General features: G+C 45.1%; 23 protein-coding genes. 12 read left to right on the forward strand and 11 right to left on the reverse strand.

What is annotated here, in order from left to right; translation table 11 throughout:
* Positions 1–69: 69 nt before the first annotated feature.
* Genes BW931_RS02070 through BW931_RS02080 form a run of 3 tightly spaced genes read left to right on the forward strand, consistent with a single transcriptional unit; the run spans position 70 to position 3,837 of the window.
* Positions 70–1,539, forward strand: a complete 1,470-nt coding sequence (locus BW931_RS02070) for a phytoene desaturase family protein (protein ID WP_084193828.1) — start codon at positions 70–72, stop codon at positions 1,537–1,539.
* Complete coding sequence (locus BW931_RS02075) at positions 1,536–2,993, forward strand: phytoene desaturase family protein (protein WP_076569562.1); 1,458 nt, start codon at positions 1,536–1,538, stop codon at positions 2,991–2,993. The genes BW931_RS02070 and BW931_RS02075 overlap by 4 nt, the downstream gene beginning before the upstream one ends.
* Before the next feature lie 10 nt (positions 2,994–3,003).
* Positions 3,004–3,837 (forward strand): phytoene/squalene synthase family protein, encoded by an 834-nt coding sequence (locus BW931_RS02080; protein ID WP_076569652.1) that lies wholly within the window; start codon positions 3,004–3,006, stop codon positions 3,835–3,837.
* Positions 3,838–3,855: 18 nt separating this feature from the next.
* Here BW931_RS02080 and BW931_RS02085 read toward each other — a convergent pair whose 3' ends face one another.
* The 8 genes from BW931_RS02085 to BW931_RS02120 form a co-directional block, all read right to left on the reverse strand.
* Positions 3,856–5,277, reverse strand: a complete 1,422-nt coding sequence (locus tag BW931_RS02085) for a phytoene desaturase family protein (protein WP_234972557.1) — start codon at positions 5,275–5,277, stop codon at positions 3,856–3,858.
* Positions 5,274–6,362: a glycosyltransferase family 2 protein gene (locus BW931_RS02090; RefSeq protein WP_076569565.1), complete on the reverse strand. Its 1,089-nt coding sequence runs from the start codon at positions 6,360–6,362 to the stop codon at positions 5,274–5,276. The genes BW931_RS02085 and BW931_RS02090 overlap by 4 nt, the downstream gene beginning before the upstream one ends.
* A gap of 91 nt (positions 6,363–6,453) precedes the next feature.
* Positions 6,454–7,092, reverse strand: coding sequence for a lysophospholipid acyltransferase family protein (locus BW931_RS02095; RefSeq protein WP_076569567.1), 639 nt, complete (start codon positions 7,090–7,092; stop codon positions 6,454–6,456).
* Positions 7,076–7,822: a carotenoid biosynthesis protein gene (locus BW931_RS02100; protein WP_076569569.1), complete on the reverse strand. Its 747-nt coding sequence runs from the start codon at positions 7,820–7,822 to the stop codon at positions 7,076–7,078. Before BW931_RS02100 ends, BW931_RS02095 begins: the two co-directional genes overlap by 17 nt.
* A gap of 243 nt (positions 7,823–8,065) precedes the next feature.
* Entirely contained in the window at positions 8,066–8,587 is a 522-nt protein-coding gene (gene lepB, locus BW931_RS02105; RefSeq protein WP_008589616.1) for a signal peptidase I, read from the reverse strand.
* Between the two features lie 65 nt (positions 8,588–8,652).
* Positions 8,653–9,804 (reverse strand): aminotransferase class I/II-fold pyridoxal phosphate-dependent enzyme, encoded by a 1,152-nt coding sequence (locus tag BW931_RS02110; protein ID WP_076569571.1) that lies wholly within the window; start codon positions 9,802–9,804, stop codon positions 8,653–8,655.
* 234 nt (positions 9,805–10,038) lie between these two features.
* Positions 10,039–10,491, reverse strand: coding sequence for a YkyB family protein (locus BW931_RS02115; RefSeq protein ID WP_076569573.1), 453 nt, complete (start codon positions 10,489–10,491; stop codon positions 10,039–10,041).
* 64 nt (positions 10,492–10,555) lie between these two features.
* Complete coding sequence (locus BW931_RS02120; RefSeq protein WP_008589622.1) at positions 10,556–11,134, reverse strand: SCO family protein; 579 nt, start codon at positions 11,132–11,134, stop codon at positions 10,556–10,558.
* Positions 11,135–11,274: 140 nt separating this feature from the next.
* On the opposite strand from BW931_RS02120, the gene fadH reads away from it, so the two are divergent.
* Entirely contained in the window at positions 11,275–12,036 is a 762-nt protein-coding gene (gene fadH, locus BW931_RS02125) for a 2,4-dienoyl-CoA reductase (protein ID WP_076569575.1), read from the forward strand.
* A 97-nt stretch (positions 12,037–12,133) separates the two neighbouring features.
* Here fadH and trhA read toward each other — a convergent pair whose 3' ends face one another.
* Positions 12,134–12,769 (reverse strand): PAQR family membrane homeostasis protein TrhA, encoded by a 636-nt coding sequence (gene trhA, locus BW931_RS02130; RefSeq protein ID WP_076569578.1) that lies wholly within the window; start codon positions 12,767–12,769, stop codon positions 12,134–12,136.
* A 189-nt stretch (positions 12,770–12,958) separates the two neighbouring features.
* Between trhA and cbpB the strand changes: the two genes are divergently transcribed.
* The 3 genes from cbpB to BW931_RS02145 all read left to right on the forward strand — a co-directional run bounded on the left by cbpB (position 12,959) and on the right by BW931_RS02145 (position 15,370).
* Positions 12,959–13,405, forward strand: coding sequence for a cyclic-di-AMP-binding protein CbpB (gene cbpB, locus BW931_RS02135; protein WP_008589628.1), 447 nt, complete (start codon positions 12,959–12,961; stop codon positions 13,403–13,405).
* Positions 13,406–13,487: 82 nt separating this feature from the next.
* The gene (gene dapD, locus BW931_RS02140; RefSeq protein ID WP_008589630.1) at positions 13,488–14,204 is read left to right on the forward strand and encodes a 2,3,4,5-tetrahydropyridine-2,6-dicarboxylate N-acetyltransferase; all 717 of its coding nucleotides are present in this window, start codon (positions 13,488–13,490) and stop codon (positions 14,202–14,204) included.
* 59 nt (positions 14,205–14,263) lie between these two features.
* On the forward strand, positions 14,264–15,370 hold the full coding sequence (locus tag BW931_RS02145; protein WP_008589632.1) for an N-acetyldiaminopimelate deacetylase: 1,107 nt from the start codon (positions 14,264–14,266) through the stop codon (positions 15,368–15,370).
* A gap of 209 nt (positions 15,371–15,579) precedes the next feature.
* On the opposite strand, the gene BW931_RS02150 is transcribed toward BW931_RS02145, so the two are convergent.
* Complete coding sequence (locus tag BW931_RS02150; RefSeq protein WP_008589635.1) at positions 15,580–16,446, reverse strand: mechanosensitive ion channel family protein; 867 nt, start codon at positions 16,444–16,446, stop codon at positions 15,580–15,582.
* 165 nt (positions 16,447–16,611) lie between these two features.
* Here BW931_RS02150 and BW931_RS02155 point away from each other — a divergent pair, with 165 nt between their 5' ends.
* From BW931_RS02155 to BW931_RS02175, 5 genes are all read left to right on the forward strand, one after another.
* Positions 16,612–18,363, forward strand: a complete 1,752-nt coding sequence (locus BW931_RS02155) for an ABC transporter ATP-binding protein (protein ID WP_076569581.1) — start codon at positions 16,612–16,614, stop codon at positions 18,361–18,363.
* 15 nt (positions 18,364–18,378) lie between these two features.
* Positions 18,379–20,190 carry an ABC transporter ATP-binding protein gene (locus tag BW931_RS02160; RefSeq protein WP_076569583.1) on the forward strand — a complete coding sequence of 604 codons (1,812 nt, stop codon included), beginning with the start codon at positions 18,379–18,381 and terminating at the stop codon, positions 20,188–20,190.
* A 276-nt stretch (positions 20,191–20,466) separates the two neighbouring features.
* On the forward strand, positions 20,467–21,819 hold the full coding sequence (locus BW931_RS02165; protein WP_076569586.1) for a cytochrome ubiquinol oxidase subunit I: 1,353 nt from the start codon (positions 20,467–20,469) through the stop codon (positions 21,817–21,819).
* Positions 21,819–22,832 (forward strand): cytochrome d ubiquinol oxidase subunit II, encoded by a 1,014-nt coding sequence (locus tag BW931_RS02170; protein WP_176765375.1) that lies wholly within the window; start codon positions 21,819–21,821, stop codon positions 22,830–22,832. The genes BW931_RS02165 and BW931_RS02170 overlap by 1 nt, the downstream gene beginning before the upstream one ends.
* 65 nt (positions 22,833–22,897) lie before the next feature.
* Complete coding sequence (locus BW931_RS02175) at positions 22,898–23,566, forward strand: potassium channel family protein (protein WP_076569654.1); 669 nt, start codon at positions 22,898–22,900, stop codon at positions 23,564–23,566.
* Positions 23,567–23,648: 82 nt separating this feature from the next.
* Here BW931_RS02175 and rnjA read toward each other — a convergent pair whose 3' ends face one another.
* Positions 23,649–25,316 carry a ribonuclease J1 gene (gene rnjA, locus BW931_RS02180; RefSeq protein ID WP_008589648.1) on the reverse strand — a complete coding sequence of 556 codons (1,668 nt, stop codon included), beginning with the start codon at positions 25,314–25,316 and terminating at the stop codon, positions 23,649–23,651.
* Position 25,317 lies beyond the last annotated feature (1 nt).

A 25,317-nucleotide genomic window follows, 5' to 3' on the forward strand; every position in this document is an offset into this window, starting at 1 on the left:
CGAAAAATAAGACTAGAGAGTTAATAAAACGGGTACTATGCATAATATAAATAGAGAGAAGGTGACGGCATGAAGAAAGTATCAATCATTGGAGCCGGCCCTGGAGGTCTTGCATCTGCAATGATTCTGGCAGCCGAAGGAAATGATGTTCACATATACGAAAAGCACAACAGGGTCGGTGGCAGGAACGGGTCATGGCAGCTGGACGGTTACACGTTCGATATAGGCCCGACGTTTCTCAGCATGCCTCATCTCGTGGAGGAATTATTTCAGAAATCGGGGCGGAATATGGAAGATTACATGGATATGAGACAGCTCACTCCCATGTACGAGCTGTTGTTCAACGGTACCCGGGTGCCGATGTATCATCAGCAGGATAAGATGCTTCAGTCGATCACGGAGCATTTCCCGGGTAATGAAAGAGGATACTTAAGATTTATGAGAGAAAATAAGAAAAAAATGGACAGACTGACTCCGATTCTTCAGCATAAACACAATCGTATGCTCGATTATCTGTCGCCCCGCGTTCTGAAAGCACTGCCGGAGCTGACGTTAGGTAAATCCGTTTACGATGTGTTATCCCGCTATTTCGATAATGAAAAACTGAAAGTGGCATTTTCGTTCCAGGCCAAATATCTGGGAATGTCCCCGTGGGAATGCCCGGGTGCTTTCTCCATTTTGTCGTATATGGAACATGAATACGGAGTGTTCCACCCGATTGGAGGAGTGAATCGACTCTCCAAAGCTATGGCTGAGGTTTTTGAGGAATTGGGGGGGCATATCCACTTCAGGGAAAAAGTTACCCGAATTGAAACGGAGAACAACAGAGCCACAGCGCTGGAACTCGAATCCGGTAAACGTGTCGAATCCGATGAAATCGTAATCAATGCTGATTTCGCCCAGGCGATGACCAAACTGGTTGATCAGGATTCTTTGAAAAAATACAAAGAAGAAAATATCAAAAAGAAAAAACTCAGCTGTTCCACGTTTATGATTTATGCAGGGGTGGATAAAGTTTACGATATGCCTCATCATTCCATTCTTTTTTCTTCGGATTACAAAAAGAACGTGGAGGAATTGACGAGTACGCTGGAAGTTTCCGAGGAGCCCTCCATCTATATACAGAATCCGAGTGTGACTGACAGCACTCTGGCTCCGGAAGGGCATTCCGCCCTGTACATTCTTGCCCCGGTACCGAATAACCTTTCCGGCATCGACTGGGACAGGAAAAAGGAAGAAGTGGAACAGGTGGTGCTGGATCGTATTGAGAAAGAGACAGGGTACGAAAACTTGAGAGATCACATCACTGTTAAAAAAATCATTACTCCAAAAGACTGGGAGAGGACTTTTGAAGTTTATGAAGGGGCCACATTCAGTCTTGGACACCAGCTCTCACAAATGATGTATTTCAGACCTCATAACCGCTTCGAGGAACTTGATAATACCTGGCTCGTAGGGGGAGGGACCCATCCCGGAAGCGGTCTGCCGACTATTTTGGAATCCGCAAAAATAACGAGCGATTGGATTGGTAAATCATGAAAAAAACGACAATAATCGGTTCGGGCATCGGAGGACTGATGACCGCTCTGTATTTATCGCGGGATAAGCAGAGGAAAGTGACAGTGTTAGAAAAAGCAGGGGAACCGGGAGGCAGGATGGTCTTTGAAAAGCACGGAGAAAGCCGGATTGATCAGGGACCGACGATTGTACTTCTTCCTGAAATGCTGCTCGACCTGATGAAGGAAGGCGGTATCGAGAAAGAACGGATACCTCTTATGCCGATGGAGCCGATGTATCAGGTGACTTTTCCGGATGGGACAAAATTCCGTAAATTTCAGAATAAAGAGAAGCAGCTGAGGGAGTTTTCCGAAGTTTTCCCGGAGGAAAAGGAAGGTTATCTGAAGTTCCTGAAAGAGATGGAGCCCTGGTTTGAAAAAGGAAAGGCGCAAATACTCGGACAGACGTTTCAGAACAGAAAAAAATTTCTTCATCCCGATATTTTGAAATTATTGTGGGGAATGAAAGCACATAAATCGATCCGGTCTTTTATGAGCAGATATTTTGTTTCGGAACGTCTTCTCGATATTTACAGTCTCCAGTCTCTCTATATAGGCGGCAACCCTTCCAGGTCTCCTTCTATTTACTCGTTCATTTCTCTCAGTGAACACGTGGAAGGGATATGGTACGTAAAAGGTGGATACGCTACGGTAATAGATATCCTCACCGAAGAGCTCAAGGTCCGGGGCGTGGATATTGTTACAAACTGTGAGGTGCAGGCTGTTCTTCTCAACGGGCGGAAGGCGACCGGAGTCCGATGCGCGGATGGCCGGGAAGAGGCTGCGGACGAAGTCATCTACAATGGAGATTTTCCATCGATGGACGCCCTTATGCCAAAAAGTTACCAGCTGAACAAGTCTTACACTCCTTCCTCAGGTTGTGTGCTGCTTTATATTGGTACAGATAAAATATATGAAGAGCAGCCGGTCCACCAATTCTTTATGACGAATAATTTCAGTGCGCACATGAAAGAAGTATTTGAAGAGAAAAAAGTTCCTGCCAACCCGTCTATATATGCGTTTCATCCATCCGTTGTCGACGACACCCTCGCTCCTCCGGGTAAAGGGGTGCTGTACGTTCTCATCCCGGTCCCGGCCGATGCATCCATTGATTACGGGAAAGAGGAAAGTCTGGTAGAATACGCTATAGATACTCTCGAAGAAGAAGCCTTCCCCGGACTTCGTGATCATATGGAATGGTTCCGGATGAGAACCCCTAAAGAAGCGGAACTTTCCGGTCTCTATAAAGGCGGTAGTTTTGGTATTGGACCTACTCTCGGACAGTCCGGCGTATTTCGACCGCAGTTCCGTCCTTACCCGATCGATGGATTATACGCGGTAGGAGCTTCCATCCATCCCGGAGGCGGAGTACCGATAGTTATGCAGGGAGCGAAGCTGCTTGCGGGAGAACTAATGGGAGAGGTTATTTATAATTGAGGTGAATGTCGTGGAAATTGAACAGGCATATGCGAAATGTCATACTGTCATTAAAAATCATTCAAAAACTTTCGCTAAAGCTTTCTCCTACTTGCCGCGGGATCGTAAACGCGCGGTGTGGGCCGTTTACGGTTTCTGCCGTCACGTGGATGATGTCGTGGATGAAGGGGAAAACCCGGTACGGGAGCTGGCTGAAGTAAAGGAGGAGTTGATAAGATTCGAGAGACGGGGAGAGGTGCCACAACGTCATTTCTGGATAGCTCTCGATGATGTCAGAAGGAAATTCGATCTGGATCTTGCTCCTTTTCACGATATGATCAGGGGGCAGGAAACGGATCTTGAGGATGTTGAAATGATTACGATGGATGAACTGCTGACCTACAGCTATAATGTGGCGAGTACCGTAGGATTGATGCTTCTTCCTATCCTGGCACCCGGAAAGTGTGAAGTATTGAAACAGGATGCCATCTATTTAGGGTACGCTATGCAGCTGACGAACATACTGCGTGACGTAGGAGAAGACCTGGCGCGGGAAAGAATTTATATACCGAGAGAGCACTATGAGGCTTTCGGCTATACAAGGGAAGAATTGATCAGTAAGACAAAGTCTGCGGAATTCATTATGGCATGGGAATCACTTGCCGAAAAAGCAGAGAGCTACTATGAAAAGGCTATGACTTCTCTTAACGAATACCCTGTAACTTCTAGGCTCCCGGTGAAAGGGGCCGCGCTATTATATATGAATATTCTTGAAGCTGTAAGACAGGAGAATTACGACGTGTTCAATAAGAGAGTATATATAAGTGACGAGCAAAAGAAAAAGATCATTGCCAGGCTGCAATGATCTTTTTTTAATCGTTATTCAGTTCACTATTTTATTTAAAAGATAGTTCGCTACATTTTGTCCGCTGAGAGTTACGATCGGTGAACCTCCTCCCGGATGTGTGCTGCCGCCGGCAAAATACAGATTATCAAATCGGTCGGATTTGTTCCGTGGCCGGAGGAAAGCCTGTTTTCGGTTATTGACACTCGGGCCATAAAGAGCGCCCTGGAAACTGGAGAATTCTTTTTCAATATCAAAAGATGTCCAGATCTGTTCGAATAGAATCTTCTCGGATAGGTGAATTCCGCTATTTTCCAGTTTATTATATATCACCTGTTTATATTCTTCTTTGTCTGCAGATTTGCCTGGAGGAGCATTTACCATAATAAAGCAATTGTCCCCGCCCGGGGATATCGAAGGATCGGATTTGCGGGATGTTGCTATATAAATCGTCGGGTCTTCGGGATATTTACCGGAGCGGAGTTCGCTGAATTCCTTCTTATAGTCTGCCGAAAAGAATAGGTGATGGTGGTGCAGCGGAAGTGTACCGTCGATTCCGGCAAGAATAACAAAGGCAGAGATCGAAGGGTCGTATTCAGGCTGCTCTTCTTCAAGCAGAGAAGGAAGTGTATGCGCAAGATCTCCGTTGATTATAATGTTGTCAGCTTTTACCTTTTCTCCGTCCTCCAGCACTACGCCTTCAATTCTTTTCCCTTTTTTCAGCAAAGAAACGACTTCACGGTTTTTGTGAAGCGAGGCACCACAATTCTCGGCTGCCTGGACCATAGTTTCGGCAATTTTGGTATTGCCTCCCTGAACGTAATACACTCCCTCCATAAGTTCCAGATAAGCGATCATCGCAAACGTTGCCGGGGCGCGATAAGGATCCGACCCGACGTAAGTGGCGTACCTGTTCAGAGCGTCAAGTACATGAGGGGAGGAGAAATATCGGCGGTAAAAGCTGCTCATACTTTGCATCGGCCGTACCTGCATCGTACTTGTGAGAAGCGATGCGGAGAAATAATCGTTTTTACCGGTGAAGACGCGTGTGAGAAAAGAAGAATAAGAGGTGTCGAAAAGTTTCGAAATGGCCTCGGAGAACCGGTCGTAACGCCTGGCTCCTTTCTCATCTATCCTGTTGAGCTGTCTGATCATTACGTCACGGTCGGAAGAAAGGTCAAAAACGGTACCATCAGGGAACTGGTTCCGTGTATGAGTGGAAAGTTTCTGATAGCTTAACGATCCTCCCATACCTCCTTTTCTTAACACATTTTCGAATACGTAGGGCATGGTGATAGTGTTGGGGCCGAAGTCGAAATGGAATCCTTCCATATCGACACTTTTCATTTTTCCTCCGAAATGGGAACTTTTTTCATAAAGAACAGTTTCCACTCCTTCAGAGGCGAGGGTTACAGCTGCGGATAATCCCGCAAGACCTCCGCCCACAATAATCGTTTTCATGAATACGTACGCCCCTTCCATTCATATTGTTTCTTCTGACGATCGACTTTTATGGAGGAAAAAAGAACAAGAATCACTGAAATAGCGGACACAGGGAGGAGCAAAGAAATCCACCACGGATGACCTGTACGGACATCAACGAACATTTTAACAGCAACGAGCAGAAGACAGACACCCCACCAGCTTCCTCCTGTAATTAAAGCAGCTGCAAAAGGGAAGAGGAAGAGCCCTGTATAAAGCAGTACAAGCAGAAGAGCCAGTGGTAAAGAGCGGCCGAGACCGGGGAAAATGTTCTTCTGGAACCCCTTCCAGACATCCGCGTTTCTTTCATACATCCGGCAGGATACGTCTGACGTTACATTAGCGAGTATGGTACGTTTTTTGTTTTCCTTCATCTTTTTCGCGAGATGTACGTCTTCCACCAGGGAATCGAATACCTCCGTGTGCCCTCCTATCTCTTCATAAGCTTCTCTTTCGATAAACAGACATCCTCCAAAAGCTGCAGTGAACATAGGGATTTCTGTCTTGTTAGCCATGAAGAAAGGAAGGTGCATGTGAATGACAAAATGCTGCATCGGTACAAGGAGCCGTCCGAGCAGACTCCGGTCTGTAAAGGAAGGGAAGCCTGAAATAAAAGAGGCCTGTTTCTGTCCGGTGAGAGCGAGCAGTTTTGTGACGATATCGGGCGAGACCCGGACATCTGCGTCGAGAAAAAGCATATACTCTCCCCGGGCCAGACGGGAAAGCTGGTGACAGGCAAATACTTTACCGGTCCATCCTTTTTTGAGAGGTTCCCCCTTGAAAAGCCGGAACCGCGGATCATCAGCGGTTGCTTCCGAAAGAAGGGCGAAAGTCCGGTCCTCCGAATGATCGTCCAACAGAAGAATTTCCAGATCGGGATAGGTGATTTTTTTCAATGATTCTACGAGTGGGCCTGCGTTAAACTCTTCATTTCTAAGGGGGATGAGAATTGAAACCGGAGCGATCCGGCGCAGATTATTCGATTTTAAACCCGGCATGAACATAGAATTGAATATAGTCCAAAGAAAAAGCACCCCTGCTAATATCAAAAAAATAGTAACCATTACTCTCCCTCCTCCAGGTACCTGTACAAATTCACGTTTTGCTTCCCATACCGCGCCCTTCTCCGCATGGACTCATGAAGGAGAAAGAATATCAAAGAAGTTCTTTGAACGAATCGGAATCTTCCTGCATCACCTTTTGCTTCAGTGCATCGAGCTGTTGCTCCATAGTTTTTTCCCAGTCGATGACAGAAACGTTCCCTTTTTGCGCGGGACCGATTTGAATGTAAGCTTCCGGTTTCCTGTTATGACCGAATGAATAGTAAATGACAACCGGGGTCACCGGTTCCGAAGGACATCTCCTAATAATGAAACCTGCCCCTTTTTGAAAACGGAGAGGACGGGCCTCCTGATGTTTTTCTCCGCCCTGGGGGAACAGAAAGACTCCTTTTTTCTCTTTTAACAGCTTTTCGGTGTAAAGAAGTGCCTGTCTGGTATGAGAGAGAGAATTATGATCTACTGAGAAACCACCGACCCTGGAAAATACCGGAAACCGCTCCATTCCCTCCTCATCAATCATAATATGACTGTCTGTCTGCAACACTTTATCATTGAGTAAATGGAGAAGCAGCCCGTCCCACCAGCTGGAGTGGTTGATCAGAAACAACCCATAGGAAGGAGAAGTCCCGGAGTCTTTGGCAATATAGACATTATGGAATTGACGACGGATGAGTGTGCGGCTCACTCTTCGGAAGCCGCTTTCAATCCATCTGCTTTTATTCGGATATTTCATGACGAGCCTTCTTTCTTTTGAACAAAGTATACCAGAAAGCCCCCAGAATAAGAACGAGTATCGGAGCTAACAAAAGACCTCCCGCGAAGGCAGTCACGCTGAACATGGCAATCATGCCGAGGAAAACCAGGCTCATACGCGTCTGCCAGACAGAAACAGGATGATGGGTAAAGAAACCGAGGACCGACTGGAAAAGAAAAGCGAGTACAAACCAGCCTAAAAAGTTCTGAGAAGGTATATCATAATATAAACCGCCTTCTCCCCAGATCCAGTATTCTTTCACCTGAAAAGCAACAGGATCAAGAATAAGGTCCATTGTCACCGCAACAAGCGCTCCGACTATCGCAAGAAGGAAACGGGAATGGCGGACTATCCCCCGGGCGATAACATCGGCGCACCCCATCACAAGTAACCACGCAAAACCTATAGTTATGGGGGTATCGAGGATTTTGATACCGAAACGTGCCGTATATTCATAACTGCCGAACAGAAAGCCGCTCTGTACACCGAATTGCTCTACAGCAATACTCACTGTGAAAACCAGTGTACTGTAAAACAGACCTGCTTTTTTCTTATAAGTATGTATAAAATAGGTTACGGCGACTATACCGGCAGCAATCAGAAATACGCTGTTTGCCCACTCCAGCCAGGGAGGGACAAGATCTAGCGGCACCAGAATAAAACCTACTATAAACCAGCCGGTGAAAAAATAAAATATCCTGTCTCCCATGGTCCACCTCTTTCATTTGAAATCAAAAACGGTTAGAATAGATGTAGTTTAAGGTTTACCTGTCTACTATAACATGAAATATACATACACTAGGAGGTGAAGGTCTCCATGGAAATCACAATGTTTTTGATCCTTTTATTTGTCCTTATCGCACTCATCGGATTTATTGTTCTTGATAACGGCTGAAAATGCATAAGAGGGAAGCTGCCATTACCGGCAGCTTCCCTCTTTCATTTCTCTCGATTATTCCGTTCTCTCTGCTTCTCCAAAGGGGAAAATTACAAGTTCGGTCCGTCCGATGATTTCTTCTTCCTCAATCATACCCAGTCCATTTCGGCTATCCTTACTGACAGCTCTATTGTCGCCCATGACAAAGTATTTTCCGTCCGGCACCTTTATCGGCCCATAATCCCTTGTCGCCTGAATAGAGCTTTGGTCCAGATAGTTCTGCTTCTGTTTCTCTCCATTAACGAACAATTCATGATTTTTCACTTCCACTGTATCTCCGGGTTCACCGATGACACGTTTCACATAACTCTTCTCAGGGCGCTCGATAATGACTATGTCGTTGAACTCGGGCTCATCCAGATGATATACCACTTTATTGAACACTACCCGCTCCCCGTTCTCAAGGGTAGGGTCCATGCTGGCCCCTTCCACAATAGAGGTGGCGAAGAGGAAATTACGAATGATAAAAGCCAAAACTACAGCGACCAGAATCGCTTTACCCCATTCCAGCCATTCATTTTTTTGTTTTGCAGCCAATTAGAATCTTCCTTCCTGTAATTACAAATACTACTCATATTATAGCATAGAAGGAGTATCCGAACCTATAGATGATGCTCTACATAGTCGCGGAGTCTTTCAAGCCCTTTTTCGAGAGTCGGAAGGTCATAAGCGTAAGAGAGGCGCATATAACCTTCGCCCCCCTCAGAAAAGGCGCTGCCTGGCACTAAAGCTATCCCGGATTTCTCGACTAAACCTATAGCGGTCTCGAAAGTGCTTTTGGCGGAAGGAAAATGGATAAAGACGTAAAATGCCCCGTCCGGCTCTACGTAGGAGAGGCCGATGTCTTTTAATTTCTCCAGAACGAAAGTTCTCCGTTTTTCGTAAGTGACTCTCATCCGTTCTATTTCAGTCTGATTGTTCTTCAGCGCTTCCAGAGTGGCATGTTGACTCACAGAAGAGGCACAGGAAACATTATACTGATGGACTTTCAACATATGCTGTCGCATCCAGTCCGGTGCCAGAACATACCCGATTCTGAATCCGGTCATAGAAAAGGATTTACTCACGCCGTTTATAACTACCACCTTATCCTTTAAACCAGGGAATGACGCAAGGGAGGTATGAGGATTCTTATAAACCAGCTCACTGTATATTTCGTCCGCTATGACAAACATTTCTTTGTTTTGCATAAATCGGGCAATTTCCTCGAGCTGTCCGAAAGACGGGGAGACCCCGGTCGGGTTCGACGGGTAAGGCATGATGATCGCTTTCGTTCGGTCAGTGATGTGAGATTCTATCGCATCTTTCGTCATTACAAAATCATAGGGAGCAATATCCACATGGACAGGGCTGGCCCCGGCCATTTTTATGAGAGGCTCGTACCCGGGATATACCGGAGATGGAAGAAGTACTTCATCACCGGGGCTCAATATAGTTCGGAGGCTGATATCTATAGCTTCGGATGCCCCTACAGTAACGATGATTTCTGAATCCGCATCGTAGTGCAACCCATATTTTTTCACATCCTCCGCTATGGCCTGTCTTAACTCCGGAATTCCGGCGTTCATGGTATATGCAGTTTTATTTTCTTCAATAGAAGTGATCGCGGCACTTTTTACACGCTCCGGCGTTTGGAAATCAGGCTGTCCAATAGTAAGGGAGACGACGTCCTCATAGTCTCCGACCATGTTAAAAAACTGTCGGATCCCCGAGATTTGAAGTTGTTTTACTTGTGCATTCAATAAGTGTTCCACTTTATAACCACCTTTTGTTTCACATTGATAAACGATAGTCGCCCGATATTTGCGACGATACAAAGAATACAGATGCTGTTTCATACATAAACTTACCCACTGATAGTACCATAAATCATTTTCCTTTCCGAAGGGTAGAAGGGAAAAGGTTACATTGCTTTGATAAAAATAGAAAAGACGCTAAATTACAGCGTCTTTACCTCGGAACAAATATTCAAGAAAGGTTTACGTCGATTAACGTCGGACCCGCTGATTCCAGGGGACCACGCTCTGATTGCCGAGCATACTTCCGTAAGAGGATACAGGTGAAGGTTTTTTGAGTTGTTTACCTAAATATTGCTGAAGAGTACGCCTGGATTTAGAAAGAGAAGTTCTTGCTTTGGGGTTCCGGAAGCTGGTATCGACTTTCCCTAAATGTTTTAATTCCTGAAAATCTTTCTTCTGAGCAGGAATGTGAAAATAATACCCGGAGACTTCTATCAGTAAGGTGGAATGCTGTTTGCTCAATCTGGGACGGTCGGAATAATGCAGGCCGATTCTTTTGGCTTTGCCTTCTTTGAGAAGCTTGGCAACCACTTCTTTTTTCAATTCGTACAGCTGTCTCGGATCAGGGGCGGTCTTGGCATGGCGGTTGACCACATATAAAGATTCCGCAATTTCCCGCGGGGAAAACGGCTTTTCGTTCATAATTTTCTCCTTTCTACCCGTGCTTCTTCTATTGTATAGGGGGGACGCATATAATGCAAAGTAATTATGAAGCGCCCTTGATCTTCTTCAGATCGCTCATAATCGTCTCCATAGCCTCGCTGTTCGTTCCTTCATAGTTTTTGATGACTTTACCGTCGGGTGTTACGAGAAAGAATCCGGTGGCATGGGCATACTGATCGGAGTTCTCAAGTTTTTGAACCGGAGACTGGAATGATTTAATAGAAAGTTCCTTGATTTCTTCGAAAGGATAACCGGTGTAGAAACTCCAGTTCCCGTAATCGGGGTTGTATTTATCCGCGAACTGTTTCAGTGTTTTTACATCATCTGTAGACGGGTCTATAGAAAAGGAAGCCAGTCTGATATCCAGCCCTTCTTTTTCAATCTGGTTTTGCAGGCGAGACATATTGCTCGTCATAGGGGGGCACACGGTGGTACAGCTCGTAAAAATCATGTTGGCTACCCAATAGTCGCCTTTCATTTCTTCTTTAACATCCACTTGTTCTCCGTGCTGATTTTTAGCCGAAAGATCGACTATGTCACGGGACATGTTTGAATCTATTTCTGCAGTACTGCCACAGGCACTGATGAATAATAATGAGAGCAATATAAAAAGTTTTTTCATTGTTTACTCCTTTCTGACGTATACATTGTATCATGAAAGATTATACGTCCCATTCTTTTCACAAAAATGTCGAAAAACGAAAAATGAGCAGGTATTCATTTTTTTTTGGCGAACTGTTTTTAATATAAGGAGCTGATAAAATGAAGAAAGAGACAGTCATAATTACAGGTGGATCAAGCGGAATGGGTCTGGCAATGGCCACTCATTTTCTTGGGAACGGTGCAAATGTTGTCGTCACGGGAAGAAACGAAGATAAACTGAATGAAGCCCTGAGCAATGCAGAGGGACAGGAAAGAATTCTAAGGGTAGTAATGGATGTAAGAGAACCGGAAGATGTGAAAAAGATGGTGGAAAAGACACACGATACATTTGGCAGGATTGACCATTTAGTAAATAATGCAGCAGGAAATTTCATCCAAAAAGCGGAAGAAATGTCTCCGAATGGATGGAAATCAGTCATCGATATAGTTCTGAACGGGACTTTTTACTGCAGCCGGGAGGTTATGAACTACTGGATCGCGAACAAAACCAAAGGGAGCATACTTAATATGGTGGCCACGTACGCCTGGAATGCGGGAGCGGGAGTAGTGCATTCGGCATCTGCAAAAGCAGGGGTCCTGACTATGACAAGAACGCTGGCCGTAGAATGGGGACGCAGGTACGGGGTGAGAGTCAACGCCATTGCCCCGGGCCCGATTGAAAGAACCGGGGGAGCGGAGAAATTATTCCAGTCGGAAGATGCTTATAAGCGTACTCTTGGTTCTGTACCTCTTGGACGGGTCGGAACTCCAGAGGAAATTGCGAAATTAGCAGGGTTCATCTTATCGGAGGATGCCTCCTATATGAACGGAGAAGTGGTAACTCTTGATGGCGGACAATGGTTGAACCAGTTTCCTTTTTAAAAAGGAAGAAGGCTCGGGAGGAAAACCTCTCAAGCCTTCTTATTTTTGAAGATTTTTTTCGTAACGATGTAAAGAAATGCCCGATTACGAAAATCGTTTAAATTATATAAAAGAATACAGTGATAAAATGAAGGATAGCCCCTGCAAGTACGAACAGATGCCATATCATATGGTGATGAGTGAAACCTCTCCATACATAGAACAGAGCCCCCACCGTATATGCGAGTCCGCCCGCGACGAGGAAGATGATGCCGCCCGGGGCCAGGGAGGCAGTCAGGGCGTCCCACGCGATAACAATCATCCACCCCATAAGTACATAAATCAGTGTGGAGAGAACTACGAATTTCTTAACGAAAAATATTTTGAATACGACACCCACTACAGCAGCTCCCCATACGATGCCGAAAAGTGTCCAACCGAGCTTACCGCCAAGTGCTATAAGAAGGATGGGGGTGTACGTTCCTGCTATGAATAGGTAAATGGAAGCATGGTCGAAAATTTCGAACAGATCTTTGATTTTTCCCTGGGGGAAGCTGTGTACGAGAGTGGAAGACAGGAACAGGAGAAGCATCGTAGCTCCATAAACAGCAGAGGCCGTAATCGTCCATACGTTACCGTCGAAACTTGAGAAAGTTACGAGAAGGACGAGCATGGCTATACTTAAAACAGCTCCTATGCCGTGTGTAATGGCATTAGCCAATTCTTCTTTTTTTGAAAAAATATGTGTTTCCAATTAATCATCTCCAGGCAGAATCTATTAAGTTCATTATAAGCTAACGGGCAAAGAAAAGAAAATAAGGTTTACTATCCGGTATATAAAGGTAAATATCACAGGATATTGCAGCCGGTCGTTTTTGAAGCGGGAATATGGTATCATAGAAGAGGTGCTCCTGTAATGTGAAAAGAATGAGGAGTGAAGATAATGTTGCAATTGGAAAGTGAAAAGAACGAAACGTTACTGGTGAAAGATCTTATGATTTCTTCCGAAAAAGTAGCACACGTCCAGTCCGGCAACCCGCTCGAACACGCCTTGCTTGTTCTTATTAAAACAGGCTATTCATCGGTGCCGGTTCTGAATTCCCGGTTTCAGTTCGAAGGAATTATCAGTAAAACGAAAATACTGGAAGAATCGCTCGGACTTGAACAGTTTGAAATGAACAGGCTGGGGGATATAAGCGTACGGGAGGTCATGGATCCGGACGTCCCATGCCTGAAGAAAAACCATACGTTTATCGACGCACTTCATAAATTGATCGACCATCCGTTTATATGTGTTATCGGGGATAATGATGAGTTTGACGGAATTGTAACCAGAAGAGAAATACTGAAGAACGTCAGTAAAAGTTATCACGAATCCAAGAATAAGTGAGGAACCCCCTCGCTTATTCTTGTCACGGCACAAGTGCTTTGGTAAAGTAGATGAGAAAAGAGATACATAAGGAGGTAACGACATGAATCAAATGGATGCAAATGAAATTATCAGTTTCATATCTAACAGTGAGAAATCCACGCCGGTGAAAGTATACGTAAAAGGTGAAAATCTCTCGAACATTGATTTCGGTAAAGAAGTGCGGGACTTTGTTTCCGGTACTTCCGGAGTCCTTTTCGGTGAATGGGACGCGGTTAAAGCCGTTCTCGATGCTAATGAAAAAGACATCGAAGACTACGAAGTGGAAAATGACCGTCGTCATTCTGCTATCCCTCTCATGGACCTGAAAGACGTCAACGCACGAATTGAACCGGGCGCCATTATCCGTGACCAGGTGGAAATCGGAGACGGAGCCGTTATTATGTATGGATCTTCCATCAATATCGGATCGGTGATCGGTGAAGGTACAATGATCGATATGAACGTAGTACTGGGTGGTCGCGCCACTGTAGGAAAGAATTGTCATATTGGTGCCGGGGCAGTACTCGCAGGCGTCATCGAACCGCCATCTGCTAAACCTGTAGTCGTGGAAGATGGTGTAGTAGTCGGTGCGAACGCTGTTATCCTTGAAGGCGTGACCGTAGGAGAAGGTGCTGTGGTTGCTGCAGGCGCTATAGTAACGGAAGATGTAGAACCGAATACCCTCGTGGCAGGGTCTCCGGCACGCAAACTGAAAGACATTGATGACCAGACGAAAGCGAAGACTGAAATCAAACAGGAACTTCGTAAACTGAAGTAATCTTAAATCATGAAGCTGTCCTTTCTGAAGGGCAGCTTTTCTGGTAAGGAGGCGAAAAAATGGATTACGTTAAAACGAGAAGAGCTCTTCATAAAATACCGGAACTCGGATTCGAAGAAGTGAAGACACAGCAGTTGCTTCTGGATATGATCGATACGATGCCCGGAGACAATCTCACAGTAGAGACGTGGAGGACAGGGATATTCGTGTTCGTACGGGGGACATCCCCGACAAAAACGATCGGGTACCGGACAGATATCGACGGTCTTCCTCTGGAAGAAAACACGGGATATTCTTTTTCTTCCGAACACCCCGGAAGAATGCACGCGTGCGGTCACGACTTCCACATGACAATCGCACTTGGGGCTCTTGAATACATGGCTGCTGAACCCCCGCGGAATAACGTTCTGTTTATATTCCAGCCTGCGGAGGAAGGGCCCGGGGGAGCAGAACCCATGTTAAGATCCGAGCCGATGAAGAAGTGGAAACCGGATACCATTTTTGCTCTTCATGTTGCACCCGAACTTCCTGTGCGCACTATTTCAACCAGACCGGGCCTCCTGTTTGCGAACACGAGTGAGCTTTACATTGATTTCAAAGGTGTGGGGGGGCACGCGGCTTATCCGCACAAAGCTTTCGATATGACAGTAGCAGCGAGTTATTTTGTGACCCAGCTTCAGCAAATAGTCGCAAGGAGGATAGACCCCCTGGACAGTGCAGTAGTTACCATCGGTAAGATACAGGCGGGAAGGGTGCAGAATATTATTGCTGAAACATCAAGGCTGGAAGGGACGATCCGTACAACGTCCGGCATTGTTATGAAAGATGTGAAAGGGGAAATAGAGAAGTTAGCCCGTGGTATGGAAATCTCCAATGACTGCAATATAACCATCGATTACGGTGCTAATTACTATCAGGTATATAATGAAGAGGAAGTGACCGAAAAATTCACTGCTCTTATGAAAGAGATGGGATATGATTGCAGGGAAGCCGACAGAGCTATGACCGGGGAAGATTTCGGTTACATGCTGAAGGAAATACCGGGGTTCATGTTCTGGCTCGGGGTGGATTCACAAGCAGGTCTGCACCAGTCCTCTCTAAAACCCAAAGAAGAAGCATTGGAGTATGGAGTATCCATAGTCAAAGATACTTTATATCATCTTTAGAAGTTCATTTATTCAGAAGCATCCGTACAAAGTTAAACAGAGAGAACGGGGACCGGTCGACAGCCTCCGGTTCCCGTTCTCTCTGTTATTTATATGATAAGATAAGCGATTTACTCTTCCCCTGCATAACTTTCCAATTATATGATAAAGCAGAATCCCCCGAGATACTCTCCGGAAAATCTTAACAAACTGTTCAGCTTCTTGACTAATTAATTGTAGCTGTACTCTTCCTTTTTGGCTTCTGACCTGTCTTTGAAAATATTGACCTGATGAGGGAACGGAATTTCAATGCCTGCTGCATCGAATGATTCTTTTATAGCTTTAAGCAAATCACGTTCTGCTCCCCACTGCTCCATATTTTCAGTATGGCCTAACAGGCGGAGAACTACTTCTGAATTGCCGATGCTCTGGACCCCTAATACGTCAGGGCCTTCTTTAAAACGAGCATCATCCCTGAACCGGTCAGCTACTCCCTGCAAAATGTGCAAAGCTTCATCAATATTGTCGTAATAGGAAATCTGAATGTCCACAAGAGCGCGCATATTGCCTCTTGAATGGTTGCTTACACCCTCGATCAGCCGGTTCGGAATAAAATGAAGTGTACCATCAAAACCGCGTACTTTGGTTGTGCGTATCCCAATTTCTTCCACGATTCCGTCATAACCGCCTACTGTAACATAATCATCCACTTCAGCCTGCCGCTCCAGCAGAAGGAAGAAGCCTGTCATTACGTCAGCTACAAGGTTCTGCGCTCCGAACGCCACGGCGAGACCGATAATTCCCGCACCTGCCAGGAGCGGCCCGATATTTATATTTACTGCACCGAGTAACATGACGACCAATATGAAAAGAAGAGTGTAGGAAAATATGTTAACACTGAGTTTTTCCAGGGTCTTCATACGCCCCGGGGCCAGTTTTCTTTTCTTTCCCATCGTTTCCATCGTTTTGGCAATGGCTTTTGATCCCAATGGATTAATAATGGAGAAAGCGACAAGTAAAATTACAATTTCAATTAAAACCGGTAAGACCGTACTTATTATACCGGCAAGATCAAATTCAATTCCGAATATTTCCATACTGTTCCCTCCTCTTTATAAAAAAATAATAAGAAAAATAGTGTAAGAAATCAACCTGAACTTATTATCCGTATATTTTTCAATAAATTTAAAAAAATCTGTCAAAATGCTGGCAAATTATTTCGAAAACCGATATATTAAGATTACTGGAAACGGGGTGAAATGATGGACATATTCAAAAAACTGAAACAGTATTACTGGCCTTATAAAATGTGGCTTTTAGGGTCGATCATCGCGCTAATATTCGTAACTGCTATTACTGTCGTATATCCGATTGTATTACAGATTACTATAGATGAAGTGATCCGGGGAGAAAAATACTCCTGGATACCTTATATCAGTCTGATCTTCATTGCCCTCATGGGAATTAAAGCGATAGCTACTTACATCGATCAGTATTTCGGTGACTATTTTGGCATCCGCTCTGTTTTCTCTTTGCGGGAAGCACTTTACGAAAAGCTGCAGCGTCTTTCTTTCCGTTATTACGATAACGCGAAAACGGGGGACATTATGTCGAAGCTCACCGCCGATGTGGATGGATTCCGTTTTTTCTTATCTTTCGGGTTTTCGGAGTTTGTACGCATTATACTATTGATGACGGCAAGTCTCGGAGTCATGTTTTACTACTCTATACCTCTGGCTCTTATAACTATGGCCGTTATGCCTTTTTTAGCGGTGGTCGTCTTCCGCTTCGACCGGATTGTACACCCGGCTTTCAGAAGAATAAGGAAGTCCTACGGTAATCTCAATACGCGGGTACAGGAAAATATAAGCGGCATGAATACAGTAAAATCACTGTCCCGCGAGGATTTCGAAGTTAACAGATTTTTAGACAGAAGCGGAGATTATCGCCAGACATACATTAATACTTCAAACATATGGGCCAGATATTTTCCTCTTATGGAATTCATCGGAAACGTAAGCGTCGTAGTGCTTCTCGCTTATGGGGGGTATCTCGTAATGAACGGGGAACTTCAGCTTGGAGAACTCGTCGCATTCTTTAACCTCGTGTGGCTCGTGCTCGGTCCGCTTATGAATTTCGGGTTCGTAATCAACCTGTTTTCACAGTCCAAAGCCTCCGGAGAGAGACTGCTGAGTATACTTGAGGAGGATGAAGATATTATAAACGACCCTGCTGTGGAACATGCACCGATCCGGGGCTCTGTAGTATTTGAAGACGTAACTCTGACTTACCCGGGGGAAGAGGATAAGGCTTTGCGTAACGTGACGCTCCACGCTCCGGCCGGTACAACGATCGGGCTCATCGGAGCTACGGGTTCAGGTAAAACGAGTGTTACTCAGGTCTTAACAAGATTCTATGAGCCGGAGTCGGGAAGTGTTTATGTGGATGGAAAACCTGTGAAAGATTACGATTTGCAGCATTTAAGAAGGAACGTAGGGGTCGTTCTGCAGGAATCCTTTCTGTTCTCCACAACGATTAAAGAAAATATCGCCTATGGAAACCCGCTGGCTTCTGAAGAAGACATTATCAATGCTGCCAAAAGAGCGCAGGCCCACGATTTTATTATGGAAACTCCGGAAGGGTATGACACGCTGCTCGGCGAAAGAGGAATGGGTCTTTCGGGAGGGCAGAAACAGCGGATTGCCATAGCCCGGGCCATACTTATCGATCCTGCCGTATTGATTTTGGATGACGCCACTTCCGCAGTCGATATGGAAACGGAATTCAAAATCCAGAAGGCTTTGAGGGAAGTAATGAAAGGGAGGACAACATTTATTATTGCTCATCGGATTTCCTCTATTAAACATGCTGACGAAATTCTGTTGCTCGACAGGGGCAGAGTAGTGGAAAGAGGGGGACATGAAGACCTGCTTGTGAACAACGGAATATACCGGAGAATCTATGATATCCAGTATAAAGACAGGGATAAAATATTTAAAGTTTATCGCCAGTAAGAAAGGAGGATATTAATGGCACGTAATAAAAAGCATCTGGAAAGGTTTCAGTATACCCAGGATCATGCTATAGAGAAACCGTTCAATTGGAAACAATTGCTGCGTCTTCTGAAGTACTTGCGTCCTTATACGAAAAAACTGCTGCCTATAGCAATTACGGCTATGCTCGTCTCCACGTTAGTCCGTATGTTCGTACCTGTCCTTATCGGTAGTGTAGCCATTGACAGCGCTATAGCGGATAAGGATGTCCCTTTTCTGACCTGGCTCGTTATAGGCATCTCTCTTATGTATCTAATCAGTTACGCCGGGAACAATCTTCGTATAAAATACGTGAATATACTGGGACAAAACGTCATCTATGATTTGAGGAGGCACTTATTCACTCACGTACAGCGGCTTTCTCACCGATTCTTCGATACAAAATCAGCCGGATCGATTCTAGTCAGGATTATGAATGATATTAACTCGTTGCAGGAGTTGTTTACGAACGGAATCATTAACGTACTGATGGATATCGTTCTGCTTACAGGCATTGTGGTGCTTTTATTCGCGTTGAGTCCTAAACTTGCTATTGCAATTCTTATTGTGCTTCCGCTAATGTTTTATATTTCCACAAAACTGAGAAGGAACATCCGCAGGTCCTGGCAGACAGTCAGAATCGAGCAGTCCAAGCTGAACTCGCATTTAAATGAAAGTCTGCAGGGAATGAGGATAACACAGGCATTTGCTCAGGAAAATGAAAATGCCGAATATTTTGAAGGAATAAATACAAGTAATTTCAATGCCTGGAAAGAAGCTTCGAGGAAGAGCGCCATGTTCCGTCCATTCGTTGAAATGAGTAATGCCATAGGAACGGTTATACTGCTCGCATACGGTGCTTACTTAATTCTCGAAGGAGATGTCACTGTAGGAACGTTCGTAACCTTCTCTATCTATCTCGGTATGTTCTGGGAACCTATATCAAGACTCGGTCAGATGTACAATCAGTTGCTGATGGCAATGGCAGCGTCAGAGAGGATATTCGAGTTCCTGGATGAACAGCCGAACGTAAAAGAAAAGGAAGATGCGGTCGAATTGAAGAGCATGAATGGCCATATTGAGTTTGACCGCGTAAAATTCGCCTATGATGCTGAGAGGATAGCCATTCCTGACTTATCTCTTGAGATAAAACAGGGTGAGACGGTTGCTCTCGTGGGACACACCGGTTCCGGTAAGTCTACAATCGCAAATCTGATCAGCAGATTTTATGATCCTACTGAAGGAGAAGTGAGAATAGACGGAATCGATCTGCGCGATGCGAAAATCGACAGCATCCGCTCCCGGATCAGTGTTGTACTTCAGGATACCTTCATTTTCTCGGGGGATATTATGGAAAATATCCGGTTCGGAAGGCCGGAGGCAAGTGATGAAGAAGTGAAAGAGGCTGCCCGGGTGGTGGGAGCGGATGAGTTCATTGATCGGCTCCCTCACGGATACAGGACGGAAGTAGAAGAGCGGGGCAATATTTTATCGGCAGGGGAGAGACAGCTGCTTTCTTTCGCCAGAGCTCTCCTTGCTGATCCGAGTATTCTCATTCTTGACGAAGCTACGTCAAGTATCGATACGGAAACAGAAATGAAAATCCAGGAAGCACTGAACAGACTTTTAAAGAACCGTACAGCTATTATGATAGCTCACCGCCTGTCCACTATCAGAGAAGCCGATAAAATCTTTGTACTGGAGAATGGGAAGGTTCTGGAGCACGGATCTCATGAGGAACTGATGGAAAAAGAAGGGGAATATTATGAGTTGGTAAAATCCCAGTTTCAAATGCTTGATGCTACCTGACCTGCCGTTATTGCGGCAGGTCTTTTGACTAAGCAAAGCTTAAAAAATGCGGGCATGCCCTCTGCTCCCACTACTGCTTTTACTCTACCGGGCGGCTTCGGACACTGAATGTTAACAAAGTTCTTTTTCACTTAAATGACACAGGTTTATGAGTAGACACGTTTCCTCAGGGTAAGGTATTATAGTTGGTAACAGGATATTGTGAAATAAGTCACAAATTTGTCAAAACCTGATACGGATCAAACTGTAATCAGTTATCTAAGAGGGGGAAATAAAATGATTGAATTGGATTCTGTCATGCTGAGCCGGATGCTTACGGCAATGACGCTGATTTTTCACATTATTTTCGCTACAGTCGGCGTAGGAGTTCCGGTCATGATCTCCATAGCCGAACTCATCGGAATAAGGAAAAAAGATAAATATTATTCGTTAATGGCGAAAAGATGGGCGAGAGGCTTCACGATAATCGTGGCAGTAGGCGTGGTTACCGGTACGGCTATAGGTCTGCAGCTCTCTCTGCTGTGGCCGAGTTTTATGCAGCTGGCCGGTAAAGTGATTGCCCTGCCGCTGTTTATGGAAACTTTTGCTTTCTTCTTTGAAGCTATTTTCCTCGGGGCATATCTCTATACGTGGGACCGCTTTAAGAATCCTATGACTCACTGGTGGCTCTCCATCCCCATTATAATTGGCGGAACGCTGTCCGCATTCTTCATTACGACAGTGAACGCCTTTATGAATACACCTGCAGGGTTCGATGTGGAGGATGGAGTAATCAACGCGATAAACCCGCTAGCAGCAATGTTCAACCCTGCGACTCCAACGAAGGTCTTTCACGTAGTGTCATCAGCCTATATGACTTCAGCAGCGATTCTTGCGACGATAGCTGCTGTAACGTATCTCGTGAAACGAGATCAGGAATATGCGAAACGCGCGCTGAAGCTGACAGTTACAGCCACACTTGTTTTCTCGATCTCCACGGCTGTGGCCGGAGATTTATCTGCAAAATTTCTGGCAGAACATCAGCCGGAGAAACTCGCAGCAGGGGAATGGCATTTCGAAACTGAAGAAGGTGCGGACCTCGTGCTTTTCGGTACCCTGAATGACGATAATGAGATCACCGGAGAGATACGATTACCGAAAGCCTTGAGCTTTTTGGCTTACGGAAATTTCGATGCGGAAGTGACAGGACTTGATAAAATTCCTGACGACGAAGAACCGCCGTTGTTTATTCACTATTTCTTCGACCTGATGGTATCGATAGGAATGTTTGTGCTTCTGATATCCGGGTTGTATGTACTGATGACCTACGTCAAGAAATGGAACCCGCACAATAAGCTGATGCTCTGGGCGCTGACTACGATCGGTCCTTTATCCATGCTTGCTATTGAATTTGGGTGGGTGTACGCCGAAATCGGACGGCAGCCCTGGATTATGAGAGGGTTTATGAAAGTGGCCGAAGGGGCTACTACATCTCCGAACGTGGGAGCTATGTTCCTGCTGTTTTTCCTTCTTTATTTTGTTCTTGGCATCGGTACTCTTGTAGTTCTGCGTAAAATGTTCAAAGATCACCCTGCGGAAGTGGAACTTGAACATCTTTATACGGAAGTCGGCAAAGGAGGGGAGCGATAATGGGATACGAATATATAGGTATCACAGTTTTATGGGTGTTTCTGTACGGATATCTGATTGTAGCTTCCGTTGATTTCGGAGCAGGCTTTTTTGCTTATTACGCAAGAAGAACGAACAAAGATCATATTATGAATAAACTGATTTCCAGGTATCTATCACCTGTCTGGGAAGTGACGAACGTTTTCTTCGTCTTTTTCTTCGTAGGGCTCGTCGGCTTCTTTCCGGATATGGCTTACTATTTCGGACAGGCGCTGTTAATACCCGGAAGCATTGCGATTGTACTGTTGGCTATCCGGGGTTCCTTCTATGCGTTTGAAAGTTACGGCTCAAAAAATAACTCTGTTTTCATGTTTCTCTACGGAGCTACGGGGTTATTGATTCCTGCTTCACTTTCTACGGCTCTTACTATTTCGGAAGGAGGCTTCCTTAACGTAACGGAAGACGGGGTGAGACTGCAGATTACCGAGCTGTTGCTCAGTCCATACTCCTGGAGTGTAGTCTTACTTGCAATCGTCTCCGTGCTTTACATCAGTTCGATGTTTCTGTCCTATTATGCACATAGGGCGGGAGACAAAGACGCTTTATCGTTGTTAAGAAGATACGCTCTGTTTTGGAGCATTCCTACGATTATCGCCAGTATGACGGTGTTTATAGCTATGAGTCAGCACAATCCCGAGCACTTTGACAGGCTGTTCGATTACTGGTGGGTGTTTGGGCTCAGTGTGTTGTTCTATCTGGTAGCTGTATTTCTCGTATACAGTGAAAAACTGTACGGCTTTGCTTTTATCGCCGTAATGCTCCAGTTTCTCTTCGCTTTCTTCGGATATGGCGTTTCAAAACTGCCGTATCTGCTTTACCCGCACGTAACGATTTCCGAAAGTGTAACACCAGATGCTATGGGATTGGCCCTGGTAGTCGCATTTATAGGCGGGCTCCTGTTGCTCATCCCTTCTCTGGTGATGCTGATGAGAATGTTCCTGTTTGATGCAGATTATATTAAAGGAAATAAATAGCTGGAGAGGTCTTCCTCTCCGGCTATTTTTGAGATAATATACGCGTAGGAAGGGTGGAATTAGTGATGAAAAGAGAATTTGCTGTAATAGGCCTGGGCAGATTCGGCGGAAGTATCTGCCGGGAATTGAGTGAAGAGGGGATGGATGTCCTCGCAATCGATACGGATGAAGATAAAGTGAACGAATTCAAAGATATAGCTTCCCATGCTGTTATTGCTGATGCTACTGATGAAAATGCTTTGAAAGAGCTTGGGATAAGGAACATCGATCATGTGATTGTGGCAATAGGGGATAATATTCATGCCAGTATACTTGCTACACTTATACTGAAGGAACTGGGCACTAAAACTCTGACTGTAAAAGCACAGAACGATTACCATGAGAAGGTGCTGAATAAAATCGGTGCTGACCATGTAGTGCATCCGGAGAGGGATATGGGGAGAAGGATAGCTCACAACATCATCTCCAACAATATTCTCGACTACATTGAGCTATCTGATGACCATAGCGTCGTTGAAGTAAAAGCCGGAAGCAAGATGCGGGATAAATCACTCATCGATCTGGATATTCGTGCTCAGTATGGTTGTAACGTAGTAGCTATCAAAAGAAATCGGGACATAATCGTTTCACCGAGAGCTACAGAAAATATAAAAGAAAGTGATGTACTGATAGTGATCGGTGCCGATATAGACATCAGCCGCTTTGAAAAACACCTCGTCGTGGAAGAAGATTGAACAGATACTTATGAAAAAAAGCGCGTCCCCCGGAAGAATGTCTTTCGGGGGACGCGCTTTAATAATTATTAAACTGATCGAATCATACTTCCATAATGATAGGAAGAATCATAGGACGACGTTTTGTCTTTTCGAAAAGGAAAGGAGCAATCGTATCAGTGATTTCGTTCTTGATTTCCGACCACTGGGTCGTCCGGCGTTCCATGACTTTATTTACATGCTTAGTTACAAGTTTCTGTGCATCTTTGATTAAGTCTTCGGATTCTCTCATGTAAACGAATCCTCGGGAGATGATATCAGGCCCGGAAGCAATCTTGAATTCTTTCATATTAATGCTTACGACTACGATTACAAGACCTTCCTCGGATAAAATGCGGCGGTCCCGAAGAACGATATTACCGATATCGCCGATGCCGCTGCCGTCCACGTAAACAGATCCGGATGGGATTTTACCTGCTACCATCGCTTCGTCTTTGCCTAACGCAAGCACGTCACCGTTATCCATGACGAATGTATTGTCAGGTTCCACATCACAGTCTTCACTGAGTTTGGCATGTTCCTTGAGCATGCGGTACTCCCCGTGAATCGGCATGAAGAATTTAGGCTGGATCAGACGGAGCATCAGCTTCATTTCTTCCTGACTTCCGTGTCCGGAAGTGTGGATGTCACTGAGGGGTCCGTGAATCACTTCGGCACCCGCACGATAAAGTTTGTTGATGGTACGACTGACACTGATAGTATTACCAGGGATTGGGGATGATGAGAATACAACAGTGTCATTTGGGATGATCTGGATCTGACGGTGTGTACCGTTTGCAATTCTGGAAAGCGCGGCCATAGGCTCTCCTTGCGAACCGGTACACAGAATAGCTACTTCATGAGCTGGGAGACGATTGATTTCATGAGCATCTATGAATGTACCTTTGGGAGCGTTGATGTATCCGAGTTCCTGACCGATACGTATGGAAGATTCCATACTTCTGCCGAAAACGGCCACTTTTCTATTGTGCTTCACAGCACCTTCCACCATTTGCTGCAGACGGTAAATGTTAGAAGCGAAAGTTGCAAAAATCAGGCGTCCTTTAGCGCGGGAGAAGACGTTCTGAATATTTTCGCCAACGACTCTCTCTGATTTAGTGAAGCCCGGTACTTCAGCGTTCGTACTGTCCGAAAGCAGTGCAAGAACGCCTTCTTTCCCGATTTCAGCCATACGCGCGATATTTGCCGGTTCTCCGACCGGGGTGAAATCAAATTTAAAATCACCCGTGTGCACGATGTTACCGGGAGGTGTTTTGACCACAATACCGAAGGAATCAGGAATACTGTGAGTCGTGCGGAAGAAAGACACAGAGGTCTTGCGGAATTTAATTACATCATCTTCCTGGATTTCATGAAGCTTGGTGCTTCTTGTTAATCCATGCTCGCTGAGTTTATTTTTCAAAAGGCCTGCTGCCAGTTTCCCGGCGTAGACAGGGATGTTAATTTCACGCAACAGATAAGGAATACCGCCGATATGGTCTTCGTGTCCGTGAGTGATGAATAATCCTTTGATTTTATCCTGGTTCTGGATAAGGTACGTGTAGTCAGGGATAACGTAGTCAATGCCCAGAAGTTCGTCTTCAGGGAATTTGATACCGGCGTCAATGAGGATAATTTCGTCTTGAAATTGGACGCCATACGTATTTTTACCGATTTCTCCAAGGCCGCCTAAAGCAAAGACGGCAGTCTGGTCGTTTTTAACGAATTTCATT

Source organism: Salimicrobium salexigens (genome assembly GCF_900156705.1).
Classification (GTDB): domain Bacteria; phylum Bacillota; class Bacilli; order Bacillales; family Halobacillaceae; genus Salimicrobium; species Salimicrobium album.

Bases quoted from the DNA above. Each gene is read 5' to 3' on its own strand.
- BW931_RS02070 (WP_084193828.1), top strand. From the start codon at position 70: ATGAAGAAAGTATCAATCATTGGAGCCGGCCCTGGAGGTCTTGCATCT.
- BW931_RS02075 (WP_076569562.1), top strand. From the start codon at position 1,536: ATGAAAAAAACGACAATAATCGGTTCGGGCATCGGAGGACTGATGACC.
- BW931_RS02085 (WP_234972557.1), bottom strand. From the start codon at position 5,277: ATGAAAACGATTATTGTGGGCGGAGGTCTTGCGGGATTATCCGCAGCT.
- BW931_RS02090 (WP_076569565.1), bottom strand. From the start codon at position 6,362: ATGGTTACTATTTTTTTGATATTAGCAGGGGTGCTTTTTCTTTGGACT.
- BW931_RS02095 (WP_076569567.1), bottom strand. From the start codon at position 7,092: ATGAAATATCCGAATAAAAGCAGATGGATTGAAAGCGGCTTCCGAAGA.
- BW931_RS02100 (WP_076569569.1), bottom strand. From the start codon at position 7,822: ATGGGAGACAGGATATTTTATTTTTTCACCGGCTGGTTTATAGTAGGT.
- BW931_RS02115 (WP_076569573.1), bottom strand. From the start codon at position 10,491: ATGAACGAAAAGCCGTTTTCCCCGCGGGAAATTGCGGAATCTTTATAT.
- BW931_RS02120 (WP_008589622.1), bottom strand. From the start codon at position 11,134: ATGAAAAAACTTTTTATATTGCTCTCATTATTATTCATCAGTGCCTGT.
- fadH (WP_076569575.1), top strand. From the start codon at position 11,275: ATGAAGAAAGAGACAGTCATAATTACAGGTGGATCAAGCGGAATGGGT.
- cbpB (WP_008589628.1), top strand. From the start codon at position 12,959: ATGTTGCAATTGGAAAGTGAAAAGAACGAAACGTTACTGGTGAAAGAT.
- dapD (WP_008589630.1), top strand. From the start codon at position 13,488: ATGAATCAAATGGATGCAAATGAAATTATCAGTTTCATATCTAACAGT.
- BW931_RS02145 (WP_008589632.1), top strand. From the start codon at position 14,264: ATGGATTACGTTAAAACGAGAAGAGCTCTTCATAAAATACCGGAACTC.
- BW931_RS02150 (WP_008589635.1), bottom strand. From the start codon at position 16,446: ATGGAAATATTCGGAATTGAATTTGATCTTGCCGGTATAATAAGTACG.
- BW931_RS02155 (WP_076569581.1), top strand. From the start codon at position 16,612: ATGGACATATTCAAAAAACTGAAACAGTATTACTGGCCTTATAAAATG.
- BW931_RS02160 (WP_076569583.1), top strand. From the start codon at position 18,379: ATGGCACGTAATAAAAAGCATCTGGAAAGGTTTCAGTATACCCAGGAT.
- BW931_RS02165 (WP_076569586.1), top strand. From the start codon at position 20,467: ATGATTGAATTGGATTCTGTCATGCTGAGCCGGATGCTTACGGCAATG.
- BW931_RS02170 (WP_176765375.1), top strand. From the start codon at position 21,819: ATGGGATACGAATATATAGGTATCACAGTTTTATGGGTGTTTCTGTAC.
- BW931_RS02175 (WP_076569654.1), top strand. From the start codon at position 22,898: ATGAAAAGAGAATTTGCTGTAATAGGCCTGGGCAGATTCGGCGGAAGT.
- rnjA (WP_008589648.1), bottom strand. From the start codon at position 25,316: ATGAAATTCGTTAAAAACGACCAGACTGCCGTCTTTGCTTTAGGCGGC.